General features: G+C 65.4%; 20 protein-coding genes. 9 read left to right on the forward strand and 11 right to left on the reverse strand.

The window, feature by feature from the left end:
* Positions 1-8: 8 nt before the first annotated feature.
* From pgl to tkt, 5 genes are read right to left on the reverse strand one after another with little or no spacing between them, the layout of a single operon-like run.
* Complete coding sequence (gene pgl / locus CH274_RS08530) at positions 9-755, reverse strand: 6-phosphogluconolactonase (RefSeq protein WP_094657131.1); 747 nt, start codon at positions 753-755, stop codon at positions 9-11.
* A complete protein-coding gene (opcA, locus tag CH274_RS08535) occupies positions 748-1,656 on the reverse strand; it encodes a glucose-6-phosphate dehydrogenase assembly protein OpcA (RefSeq protein ID WP_179275669.1) in 909 nt (302 codons plus the stop codon). Before opcA ends, pgl begins: the two co-directional genes overlap by 8 nt.
* Positions 1,653-3,209: a glucose-6-phosphate dehydrogenase gene (gene zwf, locus CH274_RS08540; RefSeq protein ID WP_094657133.1), complete on the reverse strand. Its 1,557-nt coding sequence runs from the start codon at positions 3,207-3,209 to the stop codon at positions 1,653-1,655. The genes opcA and zwf overlap by 4 nt, the downstream gene beginning before the upstream one ends.
* A 6-nt stretch (positions 3,210-3,215) precedes the next feature.
* Positions 3,216-4,340: a transaldolase gene (gene tal / locus CH274_RS08545; protein WP_094630016.1), complete on the reverse strand. Its 1,125-nt coding sequence runs from the start codon at positions 4,338-4,340 to the stop codon at positions 3,216-3,218.
* Positions 4,341-4,343: 3 nt separating this feature from the next.
* On the reverse strand, positions 4,344-6,443 hold the full coding sequence (gene tkt, locus CH274_RS08550; RefSeq protein WP_094657134.1) for a transketolase: 2,100 nt from the start codon (positions 6,441-6,443) through the stop codon (positions 4,344-4,346).
* A gap of 409 nt (positions 6,444-6,852) precedes the next feature.
* Between tkt and CH274_RS08555 the strand changes: the two genes are divergently transcribed.
* Positions 6,853-7,860 carry a heme o synthase gene (locus CH274_RS08555; protein ID WP_045199760.1) on the forward strand — a complete coding sequence of 336 codons (1,008 nt, stop codon included), beginning with the start codon at positions 6,853-6,855 and terminating at the stop codon, positions 7,858-7,860.
* Between the two features lie 23 nt (positions 7,861-7,883).
* Here the strand turns inward: CH274_RS08555 and CH274_RS08560 are convergent, their stop codons facing one another.
* Positions 7,884-8,849 carry a quinone oxidoreductase family protein gene (locus tag CH274_RS08560; protein ID WP_094657135.1) on the reverse strand — a complete coding sequence of 322 codons (966 nt, stop codon included), beginning with the start codon at positions 8,847-8,849 and terminating at the stop codon, positions 7,884-7,886.
* A gap of 135 nt (positions 8,850-8,984) precedes the next feature.
* Here CH274_RS08560 and CH274_RS08565 point away from each other — a divergent pair, with 135 nt between their 5' ends.
* Positions 8,985-9,356, forward strand: coding sequence for a hypothetical protein (locus CH274_RS08565; RefSeq protein WP_045195275.1), 372 nt, complete (start codon positions 8,985-8,987; stop codon positions 9,354-9,356).
* Between the two features lie 139 nt (positions 9,357-9,495).
* On the opposite strand, the gene CH274_RS08570 is transcribed toward CH274_RS08565, so the two are convergent.
* From CH274_RS08570 to mptB, 4 genes are all read right to left on the reverse strand, one after another.
* Entirely contained in the window at positions 9,496-10,482 is a 987-nt protein-coding gene (locus tag CH274_RS08570; RefSeq protein ID WP_094657136.1) for a COX15/CtaA family protein, read from the reverse strand.
* Between the two features lie 72 nt (positions 10,483-10,554).
* Positions 10,555-11,349, reverse strand: coding sequence for an ABC transporter permease (locus CH274_RS08575; protein WP_371828407.1), 795 nt, complete (start codon positions 11,347-11,349; stop codon positions 10,555-10,557).
* Positions 11,350-11,351: 2 nt separating this feature from the next.
* Positions 11,352-12,296 carry an ABC transporter ATP-binding protein gene (locus CH274_RS08580; protein ID WP_032398020.1) on the reverse strand — a complete coding sequence of 315 codons (945 nt, stop codon included), beginning with the start codon at positions 12,294-12,296 and terminating at the stop codon, positions 11,352-11,354.
* Complete coding sequence (gene mptB / locus CH274_RS08585) at positions 12,293-13,945, reverse strand: polyprenol phosphomannose-dependent alpha 1,6 mannosyltransferase MptB (RefSeq protein ID WP_094630014.1); 1,653 nt, start codon at positions 13,943-13,945, stop codon at positions 12,293-12,295. The genes CH274_RS08580 and mptB overlap by 4 nt, the downstream gene beginning before the upstream one ends.
* 323 nt (positions 13,946-14,268) lie before the next feature.
* Between mptB and CH274_RS08590 the strand changes: the two genes are divergently transcribed.
* Genes CH274_RS08590 through CH274_RS08620 form a run of 7 tightly spaced genes read left to right on the forward strand, consistent with a single transcriptional unit; the run spans position 14,269 to position 20,673 of the window.
* Positions 14,269-15,015 carry a helix-turn-helix transcriptional regulator gene (locus CH274_RS08590; RefSeq protein WP_317810418.1) on the forward strand — a complete coding sequence of 249 codons (747 nt, stop codon included), beginning with the start codon at positions 14,269-14,271 and terminating at the stop codon, positions 15,013-15,015.
* The gene (sufB, locus tag CH274_RS08595; protein ID WP_032398021.1) at positions 15,012-16,457 is read left to right on the forward strand and encodes a Fe-S cluster assembly protein SufB; all 1,446 of its coding nucleotides are present in this window, start codon (positions 15,012-15,014) and stop codon (positions 16,455-16,457) included. The genes CH274_RS08590 and sufB overlap by 4 nt, the downstream gene beginning before the upstream one ends.
* A gap of 24 nt (positions 16,458-16,481) precedes the next feature.
* On the forward strand, positions 16,482-17,672 hold the full coding sequence (sufD, locus tag CH274_RS08600) for a Fe-S cluster assembly protein SufD (RefSeq protein WP_094657284.1): 1,191 nt from the start codon (positions 16,482-16,484) through the stop codon (positions 17,670-17,672).
* Between the two features lie 42 nt (positions 17,673-17,714).
* Positions 17,715-18,491, forward strand: coding sequence for a Fe-S cluster assembly ATPase SufC (gene sufC / locus CH274_RS08605; protein ID WP_032398023.1), 777 nt, complete (start codon positions 17,715-17,717; stop codon positions 18,489-18,491).
* 2 nt (positions 18,492-18,493) lie between these two features.
* Positions 18,494-19,786, forward strand: a complete 1,293-nt coding sequence (locus CH274_RS08610; RefSeq protein ID WP_094657137.1) for a cysteine desulfurase — start codon at positions 18,494-18,496, stop codon at positions 19,784-19,786.
* Positions 19,787-20,284 (forward strand): Fe-S cluster assembly sulfur transfer protein SufU, encoded by a 498-nt coding sequence (gene sufU / locus CH274_RS08615; protein ID WP_032398025.1) that lies wholly within the window; start codon positions 19,787-19,789, stop codon positions 20,282-20,284.
* Complete coding sequence (locus CH274_RS08620; protein WP_032398026.1) at positions 20,281-20,673, forward strand: metal-sulfur cluster assembly factor; 393 nt, start codon at positions 20,281-20,283, stop codon at positions 20,671-20,673. Before sufU ends, CH274_RS08620 begins: the two co-directional genes overlap by 4 nt.
* 21 nt (positions 20,674-20,694) lie before the next feature.
* Here the strand turns inward: CH274_RS08620 and ku are convergent, their stop codons facing one another.
* Positions 20,695-21,636 (reverse strand): non-homologous end joining protein Ku, encoded by a 942-nt coding sequence (gene ku, locus CH274_RS08625; protein ID WP_094657138.1) that lies wholly within the window; start codon positions 21,634-21,636, stop codon positions 20,695-20,697.
* Between the last annotated feature and the right edge of the window lies 1 nt (position 21,637).

A 21,637-nucleotide genomic window follows, 5' to 3' on the forward strand; every position in this document is an offset into this window, starting at 1 on the left:
CCGGGCTCTCACACCGTGTCCAGCTTGGACGCTGCGCCGGTATCGAGGAACCAGACCGTGGATTCGGTGCCCAGTGCTCCGGCCGACGGGACGTCGTCGGGATCGGCCCCGCCCACCGCAGCAGCGACGGCATCGGCCTTGTTCGCTCCCGAGACGAGCAACCACACGTGCTGCGCGCGGCGGACCGCAGGCAGCGTCAGTGTGATGCGCACCGGTGGGGGCTTGGGGGAGTCTTCGACCGCCACGACGAAGCGGTGCTGTTCGCGCACTGCATCGGTGTGGGGGAAAAGTGAATTGATGTGGCCTTCGCCGCCCATGCCGAGCAGATGGACGTCGAACCGAGGCGTCGGCTCGCCTTCGGATCCGGAATGCAGGATCTGTGCGTACGTTGCCGCGGCAACTTCGGGGTCGCTTCCGTGTGGTCCGTCGGATGCGGCCATCCGGAACACCCGATCCGGATGGACATCGACGTGATCGAGCAGCGCATCCGAGGCCTGAACTTCGTTGCGCTCGGGATCGCCCGAGGGCAGGAAGCGTTCGTCACCGAAGTAGACGTCCACTCTGCCCCAGTCGATCGAGCCGGAGTCCGTACGCAGCGCCTCCAGCAATGCGATTCCGGTGCCACCGCCGGTCAGCACCACCGACGCAGATCCTCGCTCGGCCTGCGCGGCGGTGATCACGTCGACGAAGCGCGATCGCGCTGCGTCGACAAGGGCTTGCGCGTCCAGGTACTGGAGTACCGATGTCTTACTCATAGCTCACTTTCGACAGTCCGTTCAAGGCGAGTTCGTAGATCTCGTCCGTGTCGAGTCTGCGCAGTTCCTCGGCGAGGCACTCGCGCGTGTTGCGCCGCGCCAGTGCGACTTCGGCGTCGGGCTGACCGGTACGCCGCAGGGTTGCGGTCTTACCGGTCTGCGGTCGCGTCAGCGAGATGCTGCTGTTCTCCCGGATCAGCTCGACTTTCAGCTCACCCGCACGGCGGTGGACCGGCACGTCCAGCTTCGCGGCCAGCCAACCGGCAAGGATGTCGAGTGCGGGCTCCTCGGCCAGTCCCGACACCGTGGCCGAGACGACAGCCTCGAACGGAGCCTGGTCGAGCGCGGTGGCCAACAGGCCACGCCAGTACGTGATGCGACTCCAGGAGAGATCGGTGTCGCCCTCGGTGTAGCTGCTGAGCCGTCCCTTGATCGTCGCGGTGGTGTCGGGGGAGTTCGTGGCATCGGTGATGCGTCGAATCGCCAAGCGCCCCAACGGATCCTTCGCCGGAACGGTCGGTGCCTCGTCCGGCCACCAGGCCACGATCGGGGTATCGGGCAGCAGGAACGGGATGACGACACTGTGTTCGTGGTCGGCGAGTTCGCCGTTCAGGCGCAACACGACGACCTCCGATGCACCGGCGTCGCCGCCCACCCGGATCTGCGCGTCGAGGCTCGACTCGGCCGACCGATCTCCGTGGATGAGCACGATGACGCGGCACGGATGCTCACGGCTCGCCTCGTTCGCCGCGTCGATCGCTCGTTCGGCCTTGGCCGGATCACGGCTGGCCACGATCAGAGTCAGCACTCGGCCGATGGTCACCGCACCGCCTGCTTCGCGCACCTCCACCAACTTCTTGCCGACCTCGGCCGTCGTCGTGGCGGGGATGTCGACAATCACGGTCTTCTCCATTCGCGTCCGGTGCGGTGCATCATCTCGTCACCCGAGGAGGGCCCCCAGGTACCGGCTTCGTACGGTTCCGCGGTGCCGCCGGAGGCCCAGAACTCCAAGATCGGATCGAGGATCTTCCACGACAGTTCCACCTCGGCATTGACCGGGAACAACGACGGCTCGCCGAGCAGCACGTCGAGGATGAGTCGTTCGTAGGCCTCGGGGGAGGATTCGGTGAACGCCTGGCCGTAGCTGAAGTCCATGCTGACGTCGCGCACCTGCATGCTCGAACCCGGCACCTTGGAGCCGAACCGCATCGTCACGCCCTCGTCGGGCTGGACTCGGATCACCAACGCATTCTGACCGAGTTCCTCGGTCATCGTGGCGTCGAACGGCAGGTGCGGGGCGCGTTTGAACACCATCGCGATCTCGGTGACTCGGCGCCCGAGTGCCTTGCCGGTACGGAGATAGAAGGGCACCCCACCCCATCGCCGCGTATCCACCTCGAGGGTGATGGCGGCGTAGGTTTCGGTGTTCGACTCGGAGTCGAACCCTTCTTCCTCCTTGAGCCCCTTCACTTTCTGGCTGCCCTGCCACCCCGCGGTGTACTGACCGCGCGCCGATGTTCGATCGAGTGGCTCGGCGAGTTTGGTCGCCGAGAGCACCTTGATCTTCTCCGACTGCAGCTCCTTGGGGTTGAAGCTGACCGGCTCCTCCATCGCGGTGATGGCGAGGAGCTGCAGAAGGTGGTTCTGGATGACGTCGCGGGCGGCACCGATTCCGTCGTAATACCCTGCGCGACCACCCAAACCGATGTCCTCGGCCATCGTGATCTGAACGTGGTCGACGTAGTGCGCATTCCAGATCGGATCGAACAACTGGTTCGCGAAGCGCAGTGCGAGGATGTTCTGCACCGTCTCCTTGCCCAGGTAGTGATCGATGCGAAACACGGTGTCCTCGGGGAACACTCGGTTGACGACGGCATTGAGCTCTTTCGCGCTCTGCAGGTCGTGGCCGAACGGCTTCTCGATCACCACACGTCGCCAATTGCCGTCCTCGCCCTGCGCCAGACCGGACCGAGACAGCTGCTCGAGAACGACGGGAAAGGCGCTGGGCGGAATGGACAGGTAGAAGGCATGATTGCCGCCGGTGCCGCGGGTCTCGTCGAGTTCGGTCAGTGTCCGCGACAACTCGTCGAACGCTGCGTCGTCGTCGAACGTGCCCTGGACGAACCGGAATCCTTCGGCGAGGGTGTTCCAGACCTCCTCGCTGAACGCAGTGCGCGCGTGATCGCGCACGGAATCGTGCACGATCTTCGCGAAGTCCTGGTTCTGCCATTCCCGACGGGCGAAGCCGACCAAGGCGAAACCGGGGGGTAGAAGCCCCCGGTTCGCCAGGTCGTACACCGCAGGCATGAGCTTCTTACGCGCGAGATCGCCGGTCACTCCGAAGATGACCATGCTGCACGGGCCCGCTATGCGGGGGAGCCGCTTGTCCCGCGCGTCGCGGAGTGGGTTGACCCAGTCCGCGGAGTGGAGAGGTTCGGTTTCTGCGGTGGGCACAGTCGGTCAGCTCTTCTGACCTGCTTGGCGAAGCTGCTCGCCGGTGGCTTCGAGCAACTCGTTCCAGGCCGCCTCGAACTTCTGGACGCCTTCGTTCTCCAACGTCAGGAAGACGTCGGTGATGTCGATCCCGAGTGCCGAGATGCGGTCGAAGATCTCCTGCGATTCCGGTCCCTTGCCCGAGACGGTGTCGCCGACGATCTCGCCGTGATCGGCAACCGCGTCCATGGTCTTCTCCGGCATCGTGTTCACCGTGTTCGGTGAGACGAGCTCGGTGACGTACATGGTGTCGGGGTAGGCGTCGGACTTCACGCCGGTCGACGCCCACAACGGACGCTGCGGGCGTGCGCCACTGCCGACGAGCTCGCGGAACCGAGGGGCCACCTCGAAGATCTGCTGGTATGCCACGTACGCCAGACGAGCGTTGGCCAGAGCGGCCTTGCCCTTGAGTGCCTCGGCATCGGGGGTACCGATCGCATCGAGACGGGAATCGATCTCGCTGTCGACGCGGGAGACGAAGAACGACGCGACCGAGTGGATCTTGTCGAGGTCGTGGCCGGCCGCACGCGCCTTCTCCAGACCGTCGAGGTAGGCGTTCATCACCAGCTCGTAGCGTTCGACGGAGAAGATGAGCGTGACGTTGACGCTGATGCCCTCGCCGATCACCTTGGCGATAGCGGGAATCCCCTCCTCGGTCGCCGGGATCTTGATCAGCAGATTCGGACGGTCGACGATCTTCCACAGCTCGACGGCCTGCTCGTACGTCTTGTCGGCGTCGTGTGCCACGCGCGGATCGACCTCGATGGACACGCGGCCGTCGACGCCTGCACTTGCCTCGTACTGTGGCATCAGGATGTCGCAGGCCTCACGAACGTCGTCCGTGGTGACCGTGCGGATGGTGGTCTCGACGTCGGCACCTTCACCGGCGAGCTTGTTCACCTGCTCGTCGTACGCCTCGCCCTTGCTCAGGGCCGCCTGGAAGATCGACGGGTTGGTGGTCACTCCGACGACACTTTTCGTGTCGATGAGGTCCTGGAGGTTGCCCGAGCGAATGCGATCACGGGACAGGTCGTCCAGCCATACCGAGATTCCGGCGGCGGAGAGTTCTGCAAGATTCTTGTTCTGGGTCATGAATTATCCCTTCACATTGGTGATGGAGCGCTGTGCGGCTGCCGTGACGGCCTCGGCCGTGAAGCCGAACTCGCGGAAAAGTGTTGCAGCGTCGGCAGATTCGCCGTAGTGCTCGAGCGAGATGATCTCGCCGAAGCCGCCGACGATCTTCCACCACGGCATCGCGATGCCGGCTTCGATCGACACCCGGGCCTTGACGGTGGGCGGGATCACCTGGTCGCGGTAGTTCTGATCCTGGCTCTCGAACCACTCGACGCACGGCATCGAGACGACGCGGGCGGCGATGCCCTGCGCCTCGAGCTGCTTCTGTGCCTCCACGGCGTACTGCAGCTCGGAACCGGTGCCGATCAGCACGACGTCGGGGGTCGCCTCGGACGACTCGACGAGGATGTATCCGCCCTTGGAGACGCCCTCGTAGCTGGTGCCCTCGAGAATCGGGATGCCCTGACGCGTCAGCGCAAGGCCGACGGGTCCGCTGCTGCTGGACCTGGCCAGCACTGCCTGCCATGCGAACGCGGTTTCGTTGGCGTCGCCGGGGCGTACCACCGAGAGGTTGGGGATGGCCCGCAGCGCGGCGAGATGCTCGACCGGCTGGTGCGTCGGGCCGTCCTCACCGAGGCCGATGGAATCGTGGGTCCACACGTAGATGGGGTCGATGTCCATGAGTGACGCGAGCCGGACCGCAGGCCGCATGTAATCGCTGAACTGCATGAACGTTCCGCCGTATGCACGGGTCGGGCCGTGCATCACGATGCCCGACAGAATCGCGCCCATCGCATGCTCACGGATACCGAAGTGCAGGGTGCGGCCGTACGGCTCGGCGTCCCAGTCGTCGGTGGAGATGGACGTGGGGCCGAAGGACTTCGCACCCTTGATCGTCGTGTTGTTGCTGCCTGCGAGGTCGGCCGAGCCGCCCCACAGCTCCGGGAGAACAGGTCCGACGGCGTTGAGAACCTCACCGGACGCGGCACGCGTGGCGACGGCCTTGCTGCCGGGCTCCCAGGTGGGCAGAACGTCGGTCCAGTTCTCGGGCAACGTGCCCTGGGTGAGGCGGTCCAGCAGTTTCTTGCGCTCGGGCTCGCGGGCGGCCCAGGCGTCGAACTGGACGGTCCACTCGGCGTGGGCCTTGCGGCCGCGCTCCTGCAGCTTGCGGGTGTGGCCGATGACCTCGTCGGTGACCTCGAACGTCTTGGCCGGGTCGAAATCGAGGGCCTGCTTGACCTTCGCGATCTCCTCGTCGCCCAGTGCGGCACCGTGGACTGCGCCGGTGTTCATCATGGTGGGGGCCGGGAAGCCGATGATGGTACGCAGCACGATGATCGACGGCTTGTCGGTGACGGCCTTGGCAGCCTCGACGGCTTCTTCGATCGCGGTGACGTTCTCGCCGCCTTCGACCACCTGTACGTGCCAGCCGTAGGCCTCGTAGCGCGCGGCCGTGTTCTCGGAGAGAGCGATGTCGGTGGAGTGCTCGATGGAGATCTTGTTGTCGTCGTAGAACAGGATCAGGTTGCCGAGCTGCTGAGTACCGGCCAACGACGACGCCTCGGACGTCACGCCTTCTTCGATGTCTCCGTCGGAGGCGATCACGTAGATGTAGTGATCGAACGGGCTCTCACCGAGTGCGGGCTCGGGATCGAACAGACCGCGCTCGCGCCGCGCCGCCATGGCCATGCCCACGGCGGAGGCGAGTCCCTGACCGAGCGGGCCGGTGGTGATCTCGACGCCGTCGGTGTGGCGGAACTCGGGGTGTCCGGGAGTCTTCGACTTGTAGGTGCGCAGTGCCTCGATGTCGGCGAGCTCGAGACCGAAGCCGCCCAAGTACAGCTGCAGGTAGAGAGTCAGGCTCGAGTGCCCGCACGAGAGCACGAACCGGTCGCGGCCGATCCAGTGCGTGTCGGTGGGGTCGTGACGCATGGTGCGCTGAAAGAGGGTGTAGGCGAGGGGAGCCAGGCTCATCGCGGTTCCGGGGTGGCCGTTGCCGACCTTCTGCACTGCGTCCGCTGCCAGAACACGAACGGTGTCGACCGCTCGGGTGTCCAGGTCCGTCCAGTCGCTCGGGTGGTGCGCCGTGGTGAGGACGTCAATATCGTCTGTGATCGACACGAGCAGAAATCTCCTGACATTCGTTCGAGTTGTGGCTCCGGGGAATCGTCGCCCGGCGGCGACTGCAATGCGCCTGGGTGGAGCACGCATGTGGTCGGTGCCGAAGGACGTCCTCCACCAGCCTAGTTCTGTCCGACCCTACTGTCGTGCCTTCCCCCGGGCGATTGCGCGCGGGTTACTCGTAGGCGACGTATTCCTCACTTTGGGTGCCCTGCGAATTGGAGGTGCAAACCCCGCCGTCTACCATCGGTCGTAGTAGGCGCACGGTCGTCGGCTCCCGCGGTTGTGGTCGCGGAGTTGCGCGTGCGCGCAGGCGCCGAAGTGTCGCCGTCGAGAGACAACCCGCGTGCCGGTGGCGCGTGAGCAAGTGGCCGAGCGCCAGAGAACGACAGTCGTGCGAGGAGACGCAGTGCGAATTGGGCAGCAGCCGGGCGGACACGGTTTCGCCGGCGGCCCCGGATTCGGAGCAGACGAGACAGGTGAGCCGACGCAGGCCGCGCCGGCGACGTCCGCCCCACGTAGAGCATTCGCACTCTTTCTTGCGTATGTCGCGCTCACGAAGCCCCGGGTCATCGAACTCCTCCTCGTTACGACCATTCCGGCGATGTTGCTGGCCGACCGGGGAAACGTCGATCCGTGGCTGATCCTCACCACCCTCTTCGGCGGAATGCTGGCCGCTGCCAGTGCCAACACGCTGAACATGGTGGTCGACGCAGACATCGACAAGGTGATGAAGCGCACCGAGAAGCGCCCGCTCGCCCGCGGTGCCATGCCCGTCTCGCACGCGCTGATCTTCGGGCTCGTACTCGGTGTGTTCTCGTTCTTCTGGCTGTGGGCCACCACGAATCTGCTCAGCGGTGTGCTCGCCGTCGTCACCATCTGCTTCTACATCTTCGTCTACACACTGGTGCTCAAGCGGCGCACCTCGCAGAACGTGGTGTGGGGTGGCGCGGCCGGTTGCATGCCGGTGATGATCGGCTGGTCCGCTGTGACCGGCACGATCGGGTGGCAAGCGCTGGTGATGTTCCTGGTCATCTTCCTGTGGACGCCGCCGCACACCTGGGCGCTCATGCTCCGCTACAAGGAGGACTACCAGGCGGCCAACGTACCGATGCTGCCTGCGGTCGCGTCGGAGACGAAGGTCACCAAGCACATCGTGCTGTATGCGTGGGCCACCGTTGCCGCAACACTTGCGTTGGCACCGGGCTCGGGCATCGTCTACGCGGCCGTCGCCGTGGCGTCGGGAGTGTGGTTTCTCGTCGTCGCACACCGCCTGTACGCAGGCGTGCGAGCGGGAACTCCGGTCAAGCCACTGAAGCTGTTCATCCTCTCCAACGAATACCTGGCACTGGTGTTCTGCGGCCTGGCCGTCGACTCGGTCCTCGGCTGGCAGACGCTCGCCCAGCTTCTCTCCTGAGCGAGCGTCACCCGACGGATCGGTCAGGGAACGAGCACGATCGATCCCGTCGTTCGGCGTGACTCCAGATCGATGTGGGCCTGCGCGGCGTCCTCCAGCGCGTATCGAGCGCCGACCTCGACCGTGAGCGCGCCACGCGATATCGCCCCGAACACATCTCCGGCCCGCCACTCGAGCTCGGCCCGGTCCCGTATGTGGTGGGCGAGTGTCGGCCTGGTGAGGAACAGCGATCCTGCGCCGTTCAACCTCTGCGGGTCCAGGGGCGGGACCGGACCGCTCGCCGCTCCGAACAGGGCCAACGTCCCTCTGATCCGTAGCGACGCCAGACTTGCCTCGAACGTGTCGGCACCGACGCCGTCGTACACCGCATGGACACCCTCGCCGTCGGTGATCTCGCGCACGCGAGCAGCGATGTCCTCTTCGTAGCGCAACACGTGGGCGGCACCGGCCTGCGCGGACCGCTCGGCCTTCGCATCCGTGGAGACCGTGGTGATGACGTTCACTCCCTTCGCCACCGCCATCTGCGTCAGCAACAGTCCGACGCCACCTGCGCCGGCGTGCACGAGGACGGTGTCACCCTGCTGGGCCGGGTAGGTGGATTCGATCAGGTAGTGCGCCGTCATACCCTGCAGCAATGCCGAGGCGGCCTGATCGGCAGGAACGCCCTCGGGAACCGCGATGGCCGACGAGGCGTCGACCAGTACGTATTCCGCGTAGCTGCCCGGCGCTGCGGCCCAGGCGACGCGTTGTCCCGGTGCGAAGTCGGTGACGTCCGTTCCGACCTGTTCGATCACCCCGGATCCCTCGTCGCCGGGAACGTACGGCAGCGCGCGTGGATACAGACCGCGTCGAAAGTACGTGTCGATGTAGTTGATGCCGACGGCCTCGATCCGGACCAGTAGTCGACCGGGTCCCGGCGTCGGTATCGGAATGTCGACGACGTTCATGACCTCGGGTCCGCCGGTGTTGTCTATTCGAATGGCACGCATGAGACCGTTCTACACGGGCGCGTCACACTCGGGTACACGGATCCGGGTAACACACGCACGCGGCCGAAGTTACCGATCAGTAACGACTCGACGGGTGGATGCGGGCGACGCGGACGGCCTCGGTATCGTGTCGGCATGGCTACCGAAATCGACAGCGCGGGCATCGAGAAGAACGAGTCGAACGAGGTTCCGAAGGGAACACTCGCGGCCGTGAAGAGCTTTCTCGCCGACCACGGCAACTCCGCCAACGTGGTGATCCAGCCGATCGGTCGAGCAGGAACTCGGCTCACCATGGTCGGTGCCGACGGCGTACTGGGCGACCAGGTGGTGGCGACGACCGCCATCGCCCGCGCGATCGTCGACGGTCTCGACCAGTTGACCGAGGCCGAATGGGACCGCGAGCTGGTCAGTTCGGTCAATCCGGCCCCCGGACACTACGAGAAGATGGCCGGGTGGGTGGCCGGTCAGAAGAAGTTCCCGAAGGCGCGCAACCAGGCGATCGTCTGAGCGGAGAAAACTGCGGAAATTCCTTCGATCCGGCGGGAACCATCTCGGTACCCGATGCGTCGAAGTCAATGGAGGGGCAGTCGGCCATCTGAGGGGGAGGCCGGCTGCCCCTCCACCTTGTTCGAAGCTCGACCGATCGTCACGAGCGAACTGCGACGTCCTCGGTGGTCTCGACCGTCTCGGTCGCCACCGGGCCGCGAGTGCGGCAGGCCGCCCAGACTGCAGCGGTGGCGGCGGTACAGGCGCCCGCACCGGCCACGTGGAAGGCGACGAGCACGGCCGGAACCCCGGTGAAGTACTGCACCAGTCCGATAAGAGACTGCGCCAGCACCAGGCCGATCAGGACGTTGAGTCGGAACGTGACCGCCTTCGGCGCACGAACCGCATACAGCGCGAATGCCAATCCGACGAGCAGGGCCAGGTAGCCGACCAGGAACTGAGAGTGTGCGTGCACCAGCGTCACGATCTCGATACCGAGACGCGGTACCGGTTCCTCGATGCTCTTGTCGCCCGCGTGCGGGCCGGCTCCGGTCACCATGGTGCCCGCGATCAGCACGCCCGTCAGAACGATCCCGGACAGCCCCGTCAGCGCTCGCAGAGCACCCGGCACCGTCGGCGTGGACTCGGCCGGCGCATCGCTCTCGCCGACCTTGGCGTACAGCAACGTGGCCAGCCACACCATGGCCATCGAGACGACGAGGTGAACGGCTACCGTCCACCACAGCAGTCCGGTCAGCACCGTGAATCCGCCGATGACGGCCTGTACGACGGTACCGAGCGGCATCAGCCACGCGAAGAACAGCACTTCCCGACGCCGCCGTGCCCTGGTGACGGCGATGACGACCGCGGCGGCCGCGAGAACGACCACGAACGTGAGCAGACGGTTGCCGAACTCCACGGCCTGGTGCAGAACCGGGACCTCGGACACCCCGACGGGAGTGAAGCTACCGGGAAAGCACTGCGGCCACGTGGGGCACCCGAGTCCGGAACCGGTGACACGAACGACGGCACCGGTGACAGCGATGCCACCCTGCGTCAGGATCGCGATGAATGCCAGCACCCGCTGCACTCGAAGCGAGGGCACGGGCAGGATATCGACGACGCGCAAGAACGCTCTGTACAGCACCCCTCGATGGTAAACGCCGATCAACTACACAGCGTCGTTGGGTGGCGAGCGTCGTTGGGTGGCGAGCCCCGCTCAGGTGAACTTGAACGTGCGTACCGCGAGGGTGCCGCACACCGCAGCCCACACCAGCAGTACGACCACACCGAAGATGTCGAAGGACGAGGACACACCTCTGCTCAGTGCCTCACCGAGCGCGCCGGACGGCACGATGCGTGCGACGTTCTGCAGTCCCTGGGGGATCTGGTCGTCCACGAACACCGCGCTGCCGATGCCGAGCATCACGAACCAGGCGATGTTCGCCAGCGCCAACACGATCTCGGCGCGCAGGGTGCCGCCGAGCAGCAGTCCCATCGACGCGAAGGTGACGGTTCCCAGAGCGATGATGACGGCCCCGAGCAACAGACCCGTCGCGCTCGGGCGCCATCCGAGAGCGACGCCGATCGAGCCGAGCAGAATCGATTGCAGAATGACCACGATCACCACGGCGGCGGATTTGCCGCCGATGATGCCCCACCGCGGAAGGGGTGTCGCCCCGAGCCTCTTGAGCGCGCCGTAGCGGCGATCGAAGCCGACAGCGATCGCCTGGCCGGTGAACGCCGTCGACATGATGGCCACCATCATCACGGCCGGGACGACGCGGGCCACTCGGTCGGCACCGAGTTCGCCGAAGGGCAGCAGGGTCAATCCGATCAGCAGGGTGATCGGAATGAACATCGTCAGCAGCAACTGTTCACCGTTGCGCAGCAACAACTTCAGTTCGAGACGGGTCTGTGCGAGCAGCATCCGCGCAGCCGAGGCGGGCTGCGGGCGAGGCGCGAACAGGCCTGTCTCGAATCGGTTGTCGGCGAGCCGGGCTTCTCTGCGCACGGTCACTTCCTCAATTCTCTGCCGGTCAGTTCGAGGAACACGTCCTCGAGGCGGCGCTGGTCGACCTGCAATTCGGTGGCCAACACGTCCTGCTGTGCGCACCAGGACGTGACGATCACCAGAATCTGCGGCTCGATCACACCGGAGACCACATAGGAGCCGGGCGTCGGTTCCGACGGTACGTAACCCGGGGGGAGTGCCGCGTCGAGCATGGACAGTTCGAGTCCCGGGGGTGCGGTGAAGCGCAGTTGGCCCTCGGCACCCTGCTTGGTCAGCTCGGAGGGTGTGCCCGAGGCGACTACGCGGCCGTTGTCGATGATCGTCAGCCGATCCGCGAGCTGCTCGGCCTCGTCCATCAGATGTGTCGTGAGCAGTACGCCGACACCGTCGCGGCGCAGGGCGTCGATCAATTCCCACACCAGCAGCCGGGCCTGGGCGTCGAGCCCGGCGGTCGGTTCGTCGAGGAACACCAGTTCGGGCCGCCCGACGATGGCGCAGGCCAGAGCCAGCCGCTGCTGTTGCCCACCGGAGAGCCGCCGGTACGGGGTGCGGACTGCAGAGGTCAGGCCGAGGCAGTCGAGCAGCCACGCCGGGTCGAGGGGGTCGGCCGAGTACGAGGCGACGAGTTGGAGCATCTCGCCTGCCTTGGAACCGGGGTACGCACCTCCGCCCTGGAGCATGACGCCGATGCGTGGCCTCAGCTGCGCCGACTGCGCCACGGGGTCCAGTCCGAGGACCCGGACCGAGCCGCTGTCCGGCACGACGAACCCCTCGCACATCTCGACGGTGGTGGTCTTTCCTGCTCCGTTGGGGCCCAGCAGCGCGAGAACCTCGCCGGGGCCGATGTTCAGGCTCAGTCCGTCGACGGCACTGACACCGTCGTACGACTTGCGTACGTCGGTCAGCTGTACGACAGGTTGCGCCGCGTCGGACGTCCCGGAGATCACGAGGACTCAGCGTATTCGTCGGTGCTGCGGTCGCGTTCCGGTGGTCCGGTGCGGATGGGCCACGGCATCCGGTTTCGCGTGAGCAGATAGAGCACCGCAATCGTCAGGATGGTCACGACGGCGGCCTGCACGATCTGGAACGGTTGGTACTCACTGCCGTTCGGCATGAGGATCACGCTCACCAACGACGAGAAGGCGATGGCCGGACGCCGGAACGAGGGAGTCGTGGCCCACGCCGCCAGCGGAATGACCGCCCACAGCAGGTACCAGGGTTGCACCACGGGGAACAGCAGGACGACGGCTCCGAGTGCGACGCCGAGTGCGCCGACCGGATGCAGGCGGCCACGCAGGACGGCGATGAGCATGCGGACGACGATGATTCCCGCGACGACGGCTGCGATCGGGCGAGTGAGACCCAACACAGCGGTGGTGTGGTCGCCGAGGCCCAGGAGCACACCGACGAATCCGGTGCCGAGACCGAGGATCGTGGGGATCGACATCCAGCTGCGCACCACTCCGGCAGTTCCCAGGGTGTTGATCCAGCCGAAGCCGAGACCGCTGCCCAGGCTCACCGCCACCTGGACCGCGATGGCGATCGAGCCGAGCAGGAGCGCCGCGTGGATCACGGATCGCAGGGTCCCGCCCCACCGCCTCGACAGCGCCATCCCCACGAAGCCGAGAGCGATGAGCGAGGGAATCTTGATCGCGGACGACAGTGCGATCAGGCCTGCTCCGCCGACGAGGAACGCGATGTCGGTACCGCGTAGCGCTCCGGAGTGCTCGATCGCGCGAAGTGCCAGTTCGGTTCCCGCCAGCATGAGCCCGATCATGAGGGCTTCGTTGTGGATACCGGCCACCAGGTGGAACAGCACCAACGGGTTCGCGGCTCCGAGCCACAGTGCCGTGACCGACGCGACCCCGCAGCGCCGAGCCAGACGTGGCAGCGACCAGACGATCAGCGCTACTCCCGCCAGCGCGAGCAGGCGATGGAGGAAAATGCCGGCGACGATGTTCTCGCCGGTCAGGTACGTGATTCCACGGCCCATCCACAGGAACAGCGGACCGTAGGGTGCCGGGGTCTCCCGCCAGATGTTCGGAACCGTTCGGGTCAGTACGTTGTCGGCCCCGAGTGCGTCGACCGGACCGACCTCGTACGGGTCGAGTCCGCGCGCGGTGATCTCGCTCTGTGCCAGGTAGGAGTAGACGTCACGCGAGAACATGGGCGGTGCCACGGACAACGGCAGGATCCACAGCAGCAGCGTGCGGTCCATCTGGGAACGAGTGAGTCGACGCGGAGTGGTTCCCGATCGCGTTCGTCCCAACGCAAATCTTCCCAACAGCAACCACGCGAGCACCACGATGACGGTCCCGGTCATCGTGACGGTCAGTGCGGTGGTCGCCATTCGGGACGGCAAGCTCAGCAGTCGGACACCCGCGATCGGGTTCTGCAGCACCGGCTGCGCGCCCGCGCCGAGGGCACCGATCGCCATCAGCAGCGCACCCGCGGCACCGAAACGACGGATGTTCCTGAGTTGGTTCGTCTCCGAGGGGTTCAGCCCCGGTGCCTCCTGCTCGTCTCCGTGCAGGGTGGCGACAGCCCCGCCGGGAGGCGTCGGCTCCAGGCCGATGACTCGACGGGCGGGGACCACGACGAACCGCTGGACGAGTGCGCCCGGAGTGGGCTTCGATGTGCCGGATGCCGAGGAGGACTCGGAACCGCTCGCGGAAGGTGAGCTCTCGGAACTGGGCTCACTGTCGGTCGATGGCACAGTGGGAGCGTAGCTGTGCACTCGCGCACGGCCTGCACCGTGCTCCATCTGCAGGCACGTCGTCGGACGAGCGCCTGCATAGGGCACCCTTGCTGGACCGGGTACCGCAATTCCGTCACACTGGTGTTGTGAAAACAACCGAGAGCTCGCTCGTGCGTCCGGGAAGCGTCGAGTCTTCGGCGTCCGGCGCAGGCGTTTCGTCGGTGCGACCCACGTCGGCCCCCGAGGGGCAGACGCGGAGCGCTGTGGTCACTCTACTGCTGGAAGAGGGCCCCATCACCGCCTCCGACATCGGTACTCGGCTGGGGTTGAGCGCTGCGGGTGTCCGACGTCACCTGGACGCACTCATCGACGCGGGCGAGGCCCGCATCACCACCCCCGCAGGTGCTCGGCAACGTGGCCGGGGCCGACCGGCCAAGCATTTCCAGCTCACCGCAGCCGGGCGCAACCGTCTCGGCCACACCTACGACGATCTTGCCGGTGCCGCCATGCGGCAGCTGCGCAAGATCGGGGGAGACGCGGCAATCGAGACATTCGCTCGGCAACGCGTCAACACCATCGTGGCCGACGTGGAGCCTGCGACGGGATCCGATGCGCATGCCGTGGAGGACGCCGCCGACCGAATCGCCGACGCGTTCAGCGCGGCCGGATTCTCGGCCACCACCCGTCAGGTGGGCAACGGTGTGCAGATCTGCCAGCACCACTGCCCGGTGTCGCACGTCGCCTCCGAGTTTCCGGAGCTGTGCGAGGCCGAGCAGACCGCGTTCGCCGAGATCCTCGGCACGCACGTGCAGCGTTTGGCGACCATCGCCAACGGTAATTGCGCGTGTACGACGCACGTACCGCTGTCACCGACGCGGTACTCGAACACCGATAGTTCCGACAAGAAGACTCCCGACGCGCAGCCCCGTGTCGGAGAACGCCCACGCCTCCGGAAGGAGCCCGCATGACCGTCACACCAGACCAGGTGACACCCACCGCGCCGCTGACCCAGGACGAGACCATCGCCTCGCTCGGCACCTACGGATACGGCTGGGCCGACTCGGACGTAGCCGGTGAAAGCGCCAAGCGCGGTCTCTCCGAGGCCGTCGTCCGCGACATCTCGCAGAAGAAGAGCGAGCCCGAGTGGATGCTCGAGGCGCGCCTCAAGGCGCTCAAGACGTTCGAGCGCAAGCCGATGCCGAACTGGGGTTCCGACCTCGACGGTATCGATTTCGACAACATCAAGTACTTCGTGCGGTCCAGCGAGAAGCAGGCTGCCACGTGGGAAGACCTGCCGGAAGACATCAAGAACACGTACGACAAGCTCGGCATCCCCGAGGCGGAGAAGCAGCGCCTCGTCTCCGGTGTCGCCGCCCAGTACGAGTCCGAGGTGGTCTACCACTCGATCCGTGAGGACCTCGAGGCTCAGGGAGTGTTGTTCCTCGACACCGACACCGCCCTCAAGGAGCAGCCGGAGCTGTTCCGCGAGTACTTCGGCACCGTCATCCCCGCGGGCGACAACAAGTTCTCCGCACTGAACACCGCGGTGTGGTCCGGTGGATCCTTCATCTACATCCCGCCGGGCGTCCATGTGGACATCCCGCTGCAGGCCTACTTCCGGATCAACACCGAGAACATGGGCCAGTTCGAGCGCACGCTGATCATCGTCGACGAGGGTGCATACGTGCACTACGTCGAGGGTTGCACCGCGCCGATCTACAAGTCGGATTCGCTGCACTCCGCCGTGGTCGAGATCATCGTCAAGAAGGGTGGTCGTTGCCGCTACACGACCATCCAGAACTGGTCGAACAACGTCTACAACCTCGTCACAAAGCGCGCCAAGGCCGAGGCAGGCGCAACGATGGAGTGGGTCGACGGCAACATCGGCTCCAAGGTCACCATGAAGTACCCCGCTGTCTGGATGACCGGTGAGTACGCCAAGGGTGAGGTTTTGTCGGTCGCGTTCGCAGGCCCGGACCAGCACCAGGACACCGGTTCGAAGATGTTGCACCTGGCACCGCACACGTCCTCGAACATCGTCAGCAAGTCCGTCGCTCGCGGCGGTGGCCGGACGTCGTACCGCGGTCTGATCCAGATCAACAAGGGTGCGCACGGCTCGCGTTCGACGGTCAAGTGCGACGCGTTGCTCGTCGACACGATCAGTCGTTCCGACACGTACCCGTACGTCGACATCCGCGAGGACGACGTGTCGATGGGCCACGAGGCCACCGTCTCGAAGGTCAGCGACGATCAGTTGTTCTACCTGATGAGCCGTGGCATGACCGAGGACGAGGCCATGGCAATGGTCGTCCGTGGCTTCGTCGAGCCGATCGCTCGCGAACTGCCGATGGAATACGCGCTCGAGCTCAACCGGCTCATCGAGCTGCAGATGGAAGGGTCGGTCGGATAAGTGAACAACCCCCTCACCGGAGTCATGGGTGCCGTGGCATCCGAGAATCCAGAGTCGGCCAAGGAAGACAAGTCGAAGCTCGTCGAGAACAAGGGCGCTCAGTTCACGTCCTACGACGTGAATGCGTTCGAGATCCCGTCCGGCCGTGACGAGCTGTGGCGTTTCACGCCGCTGCGTCGGCTGCGCGGCCTGCACGACGGTTCCGCTGTCGCCGACGGGGCCGCTCAGGTCACCGTCGGTGCACCGGAATCGGTGGTCGTGGAGACCGTGGGCCGTGACGACGACCGACTGGGCAAGGCCGGTGTTCCTGCCGATCGTATTGCCGCTCAGGCATTCTCGGCGTTCACCGAGGCCACGATCGTCTCCGTGCCGAACGAGGTCGAGGTGGCCGATCCGATCGAGATCACCGTCGACGGTCCCGGTGTCGACCACGTCGCCTACGGTCACCTCCAGATCCGACTCGGCACGTTCGCTCGTGCCACCGTCGTGATCGACCAGCGAGGTAGTGGCACGTACGCGGAGAACGTCGAGTTCGTTCTCGGTGACAGCTCGCAGTTGCACGTCGTGCTGATCCAGGACTGGCAGTCCGACGCCGTGCACGTGGCGGCACACCACGCACTCCTGGGACGCGACGCCGTGCTGCGGCACTACAACGTCAGTCTCGGCGGCGACCTGGTGCGCATCAGCCCGACCGTGCGCTACAGCGCGCCCGGTGGTGACGCCGACATGCTGGGTCTGTACTTCGCCGACGCGGGCCAGCACCTCGAGCAGCGTCTGCTCGTCGACCACTCGGCACCGCACTGCAAGTCCAATGTGATGTACAAGGGCGCGCTGCAGGGCGAAACCGGACCCGGAACCGTCGACGCGCACACCGTGTGGATCGGTGATGTTCTGATCCGAGCCGAGGCCGAGGGAACCGAGACCTACGAGCTCAACCGCAACCTGGTGCTCACCGATGGTGCGCGGGCCGATTCGGTACCGAACCTCGAGATCGAGACGGGCGAGATCGTCGGAGCAGGCCACGCCAGCGCCACCGGCCGTTTCGACGACGAGCAGCTGTTCTACCTGCGCGCTCGTGGCATCTCGGAGGAGGTTGCTCGTCGACTCGTCGTCCGAGGCTTCTTCCACGAGATCATCGACAAGATTCCGGTCCCCGCCGTACGCGAGCGTCTCGACGCTGCCATCGAGACCGAACTCGCCGTCGTCGGCGCGTAGGTCACACCCGAACCTTTCTCGACTGCACAAAGGAACTTTTTGATGTCCACACTCGAAATCCGCGATCTGCACGTCAGCGTCGCCAACTCCGACGCCACTGCGGAGCCCATCAACATCCTCAAGGGTGTCGACCTCACCGTGAAGTCGGGTGAGACGCACGCGATCATGGGTCCCAACGGTTCCGGCAAGTCGACCCTGTCCTACGCCATCGCCGGCCACCCGAAGTACACGGTGACCTCGGGCACCATCACCCTCGACGGTGAAGACGTGCTCGAGATGAGCGTCGACGAGCGTGCGCGCGCCGGCCTCTTCCTGGCGATGCAGTACCCGGTCGAGGTGCCGGGCGTGTCGATGTCGAACTTCCTCCGCACCGCTGCCACCGCCGTGCGCGGTGAGGCTCCGAAGCTGCGGCACTGGGTCAAGGAAGCCAAGACCGCGATGAGCGAGCTCGAGATCGAGGCGAACTTCCTCGAGCGCAACGTCAACGAGGGATTCTCCGGCGGCGAGAAGAAGCGTCACGAAATTCTTCAGCTGGGACTGCTCAAGCCCAAGATCGCCATCCTCGACGAGACCGACTCCGGCCTCGACGTCGACGCTCTGCGCGTGGTGTCCGAGGGTGTCAACAAGTACAAGGAGCGCGAAGACGGTGGAGTGCTGCTGATCACGCACTACACCCGCATCCTGCGCTACATCAAGCCCGACTTCGTCCACGTCTTCGTCAACGGTGAAATCGTGAAGTCCGGCGGTGCAGAGCTGGCCGACGAGCTCGAGGCCAACGGATACGCCGGCTACACGCAGGCCGCGACCACCGGAGCATGAGTATGGCTGCACCCGCAGCTGCGGCGGTGGCGGCATCGTTCGATGTCGCCACGGTTCGCCGCGACTTCCCCATCCTCTCGCGCACCGTGCGAGACGGTAAGCCGTTGGTGTACCTGGACTCCGGTGCCACCTCTCAGCGGCCCGTGCAGGTACTCGACGCCGAGCGTGAATTTCTGACCACGTGCAACGCCGCCGTACACCGCGGGGCGCATCAGTTGGCCGAAGAGGCCACCGATGCCTACGAGGGTGCGCGCGCCGCCATCGCGTCGTTCGTCGGTGCCGACGTCGACGAGATCGTGTTCACCAAGAACGCGACCGAGTCGCTCAACCTCGTGACGTACGTGCTTGCCGATCAGCGATTCGATCGCCACCTCGGTCCCGGCGACGAGATCGTCGTCACCGAACTCGAACACCACGCCAACCTCGTTCCGTGGCAGGAGCTGGCAGCTCGAACCGGTGCCACGCTGCGCTGGTACGGCGTCACCGACGACGGTCGAATCGACCTCGACTCGCTCGAATTGTCCCCGGCCGTCAAGGTTCTCGCGTTCACGCATCAGTCCAACGTGACCGGCGCGGTGGCTCCGGTCGAGGAATTGGTGCGTCGGGCCAGGGCGGTGGGCGCGCTCGTCGTCCTCGACGCGTGCCAGTCGGTGCCGCACATGAAGGTCGATTTCCACGCGCTCGACGTCGACTACGCCGCGTTCTCCGGTCACAAGATGCTCGGTCCATCGGGGGTCGGCGTGTTGTACGCCAAGGCTGCACTCCTCGAAGCGATGCCTCCGTTCATCACCGGCGGTTCGATGATCGAGACCGTCACCATGGAGAAGACGACGTTCGCCGCGCCGCCGCAACGGTTCGAGGCCGGGGTTCCGATGACCTCGCAGGTCGTCGGACTCGGCGCAGCTGTGCACTACCTGGAGAACATCGGCATCGATGTCATCGCCGCGCACGAAAAGGCCTTGGTCGCAGCAACTCTCGCCGAGTTCGCGAAGATCGACGGTGTTCGCGTGATCGGACCGACGGAGAACGTCGACCGCGGTTCGGCGGTGTCGTTCGTGGTCGACGGCATTCATGCCCACGACCTCGGACAGATCCTGGACGACGAGGGGGTCGCCATCCGCGTCGGGCATCACTGCGCGTGGCCCCTGCATCGTCGGTTCGGTGTGGCTGCGACAGCGCGCGCCTCGTTCGCGCTCTACAACACGGTCGAGGAAGTGCAGGTTCTGGCACAGGCGATTCGCCGCGCACAGTCGTTCTTCGGCACCACCGACAACGGCGGGGGAGGTCAGCGGTAGATGCGCATGGAACAGATGTACCAGGAAGTGATCCTCGATCACTATAAGCACCCGCACGGCCGTGGACTGCGCGAGCCCTTCGGTGCCGAGGTACACCACGTCAACCCCACCTGCGGCGACGAGGTGACCCTGCGCGTGCAGATCGAGAACGGCACCGTCGCCGACGTCTCGTACGACGGCCAGGGCTGCTCGATCAGCCAGGCGGCGACATCGGTGCTCACCGACCAGGTTGTCGGCCTGAGCGTCGCCGATGCGTTGAAGACGGTCGACGCGTTCAGCGACATGGTCGGCAGCAGAGGTACCGTCGAAGGCGACGAGGACGTCATCGGTGACGGAATCGCGTTCGTCGGTGTGGCCAAATACCCGGCCCGTGTCAAGTGCGCCCTGCTGGGATGGATGGCTTTCAAGGACGCGGTTGTTCAGGTAGTGGACGCAGATTCGACAGTCACGACGGGCGAGACCGCCCAGTCGGCATTTTCCGGAGGACAGGGATCATGACGGATACAACAGATACGACCCAGTCAGCGTCGGAGACATCGGAGACCACTCCGGTGGCTCTGACCGCCGACGAGATCAAGGTGCTCGAGGACCTCGAAGAAGCGATGCGCGACGTCGTCGACCCCGAGCTCGGGATCAACGTCGTCGACCTGGGACTGGTGTACGACATCAAGATCGACGCCGACGACATCGTCACGGTCGACATGACGCTGACCTCGGCGGCATGCCCGTTGACCGATGTCATCGAGGATCAGGCTCGCGGCGCGCTCGTGCGCAGCGGTCTGGCCGCAGACCTCAAGATCAACTGGGTCTGGATGCCGCCGTGGGGTCCGGACAAGATCACCGACGACGGTCGCGAGCAGCTCAGGGCCCTCGGCTTCACCGTCTGACGTACGGCCGAGTCGGCCCCCTCACGCACCCTTGGCTTCGTCGGCTTTGGAGTCCGCGGTCTTGGCGGGGGTCGACTTCTTCGCTGCCGTCTTCTTGGCGGCCGCCTTCTTCGCCGGGGCTTTCTTCGCGGGTGTCTTCTTCGCCGAAGCGGATGTGGAGGACCCCGACTTCGTGTTCTTGCCTGCCGCCTCGACGCTGCGTTGCAAAGCCGCCACGAGATCGACGACCTCGGCATCCTCTCCGTCGTCGTCCTTCTCCGTCTCGGTGTGGATGACCTTCTCACCGCCGTTGGCGAGCGTCTCGTCGATCAGCTTGCGCAGTTCGATCTGGTAGTCGTCGGTGTACTCGGTGGGATCGAATTCCGAGGACATGCTTTCGACCAGGGACGTCGCCATCTTCACTTCCTGCGGGCGCGCGGACGGCGCGTCTTCGAGCGAAGGAAACTCAGCGGCCCTGACTTCGTCCGGCCACAGCAGTGTCTGAATCACCAGCACATCGTCGCGCACGCGTAGTGCGGCCAGGCGGGTCTTCTGTCGCAGAGTGAAATGCACCAGCGCGGTGCGTTCGGTTTCCTCCAGCGTCTCCCGAAGCAGCACGTAGGCCTTGGGGGACGCGGAGTCCGGCTCGAGGAAGTAACTCTTGTCGTAGAGGATCGGATCGATCTGCTCGGTCGGCACGAATTCGAGAACCGGAATTTCGTGCTTCTCCGCCGCAGGCAGCTTGTCGAAGTCGTTGTCGGTGAGAATGACGCGTTCCCCGTCGGGGGAGTCGTACGCCTTGTCGATATCGGCGAACTGCACCGACTTGCCGCATTCCTGACAGATGCGGTCGTACTTGATGCGCCCGCCGTCCTTCGCGTGCACTTGATGAAACCGAATGTCGTGCTGCTCGGTGGCCGAGTAGACCTTCACCGGAACATTGACCAGTCCGAAGGCGATCGAGCCCTTCCAAATGCTGCGCATC

The organism is Rhodococcus sp. 06-418-5, assembly GCF_002258285.1.
In the GTDB taxonomy this organism is placed as follows: Bacteria; Actinomycetota; Actinomycetes; order Mycobacteriales; family Mycobacteriaceae; genus Rhodococcoides.

What these genes read in the sequence shown, in the direction of transcription:
- pgl (WP_094657131.1), bottom strand. Translation starts at nt 755, where the DNA reads ATGAGTAAGACATCGGTACTCCAGTACCTGGACGCGCAAGCCCTTGTC.
- tal (WP_094630016.1), bottom strand. Translation starts at nt 4,340, where the DNA reads ATGACCCAGAACAAGAATCTTGCAGAACTCTCCGCCGCCGGAATCTCG.
- CH274_RS08560 (WP_094657135.1), bottom strand. Translation starts at nt 8,849, where the DNA reads ATGCGTGCCATTCGAATAGACAACACCGGCGGACCCGAGGTCATGAAC.
- CH274_RS08565 (WP_045195275.1), top strand. Translation starts at nt 8,985, where the DNA reads ATGGCTACCGAAATCGACAGCGCGGGCATCGAGAAGAACGAGTCGAAC.
- sufB (WP_032398021.1), top strand. Translation starts at nt 15,012, where the DNA reads ATGACCGTCACACCAGACCAGGTGACACCCACCGCGCCGCTGACCCAG.
- sufD (WP_094657284.1), top strand. Translation starts at nt 16,482, where the DNA reads ATGGGTGCCGTGGCATCCGAGAATCCAGAGTCGGCCAAGGAAGACAAG.
- sufC (WP_032398023.1), top strand. Translation starts at nt 17,715, where the DNA reads ATGTCCACACTCGAAATCCGCGATCTGCACGTCAGCGTCGCCAACTCC.
- CH274_RS08610 (WP_094657137.1), top strand. Translation starts at nt 18,494, where the DNA reads ATGGCTGCACCCGCAGCTGCGGCGGTGGCGGCATCGTTCGATGTCGCC.
- sufU (WP_032398025.1), top strand. Translation starts at nt 19,787, where the DNA reads ATGCGCATGGAACAGATGTACCAGGAAGTGATCCTCGATCACTATAAG.
- CH274_RS08620 (WP_032398026.1), top strand. Translation starts at nt 20,281, where the DNA reads ATGACGGATACAACAGATACGACCCAGTCAGCGTCGGAGACATCGGAG.
- ku (WP_094657138.1), bottom strand. Translation starts at nt 21,636, where the DNA reads ATGCGCAGCATTTGGAAGGGCTCGATCGCCTTCGGACTGGTCAATGTT.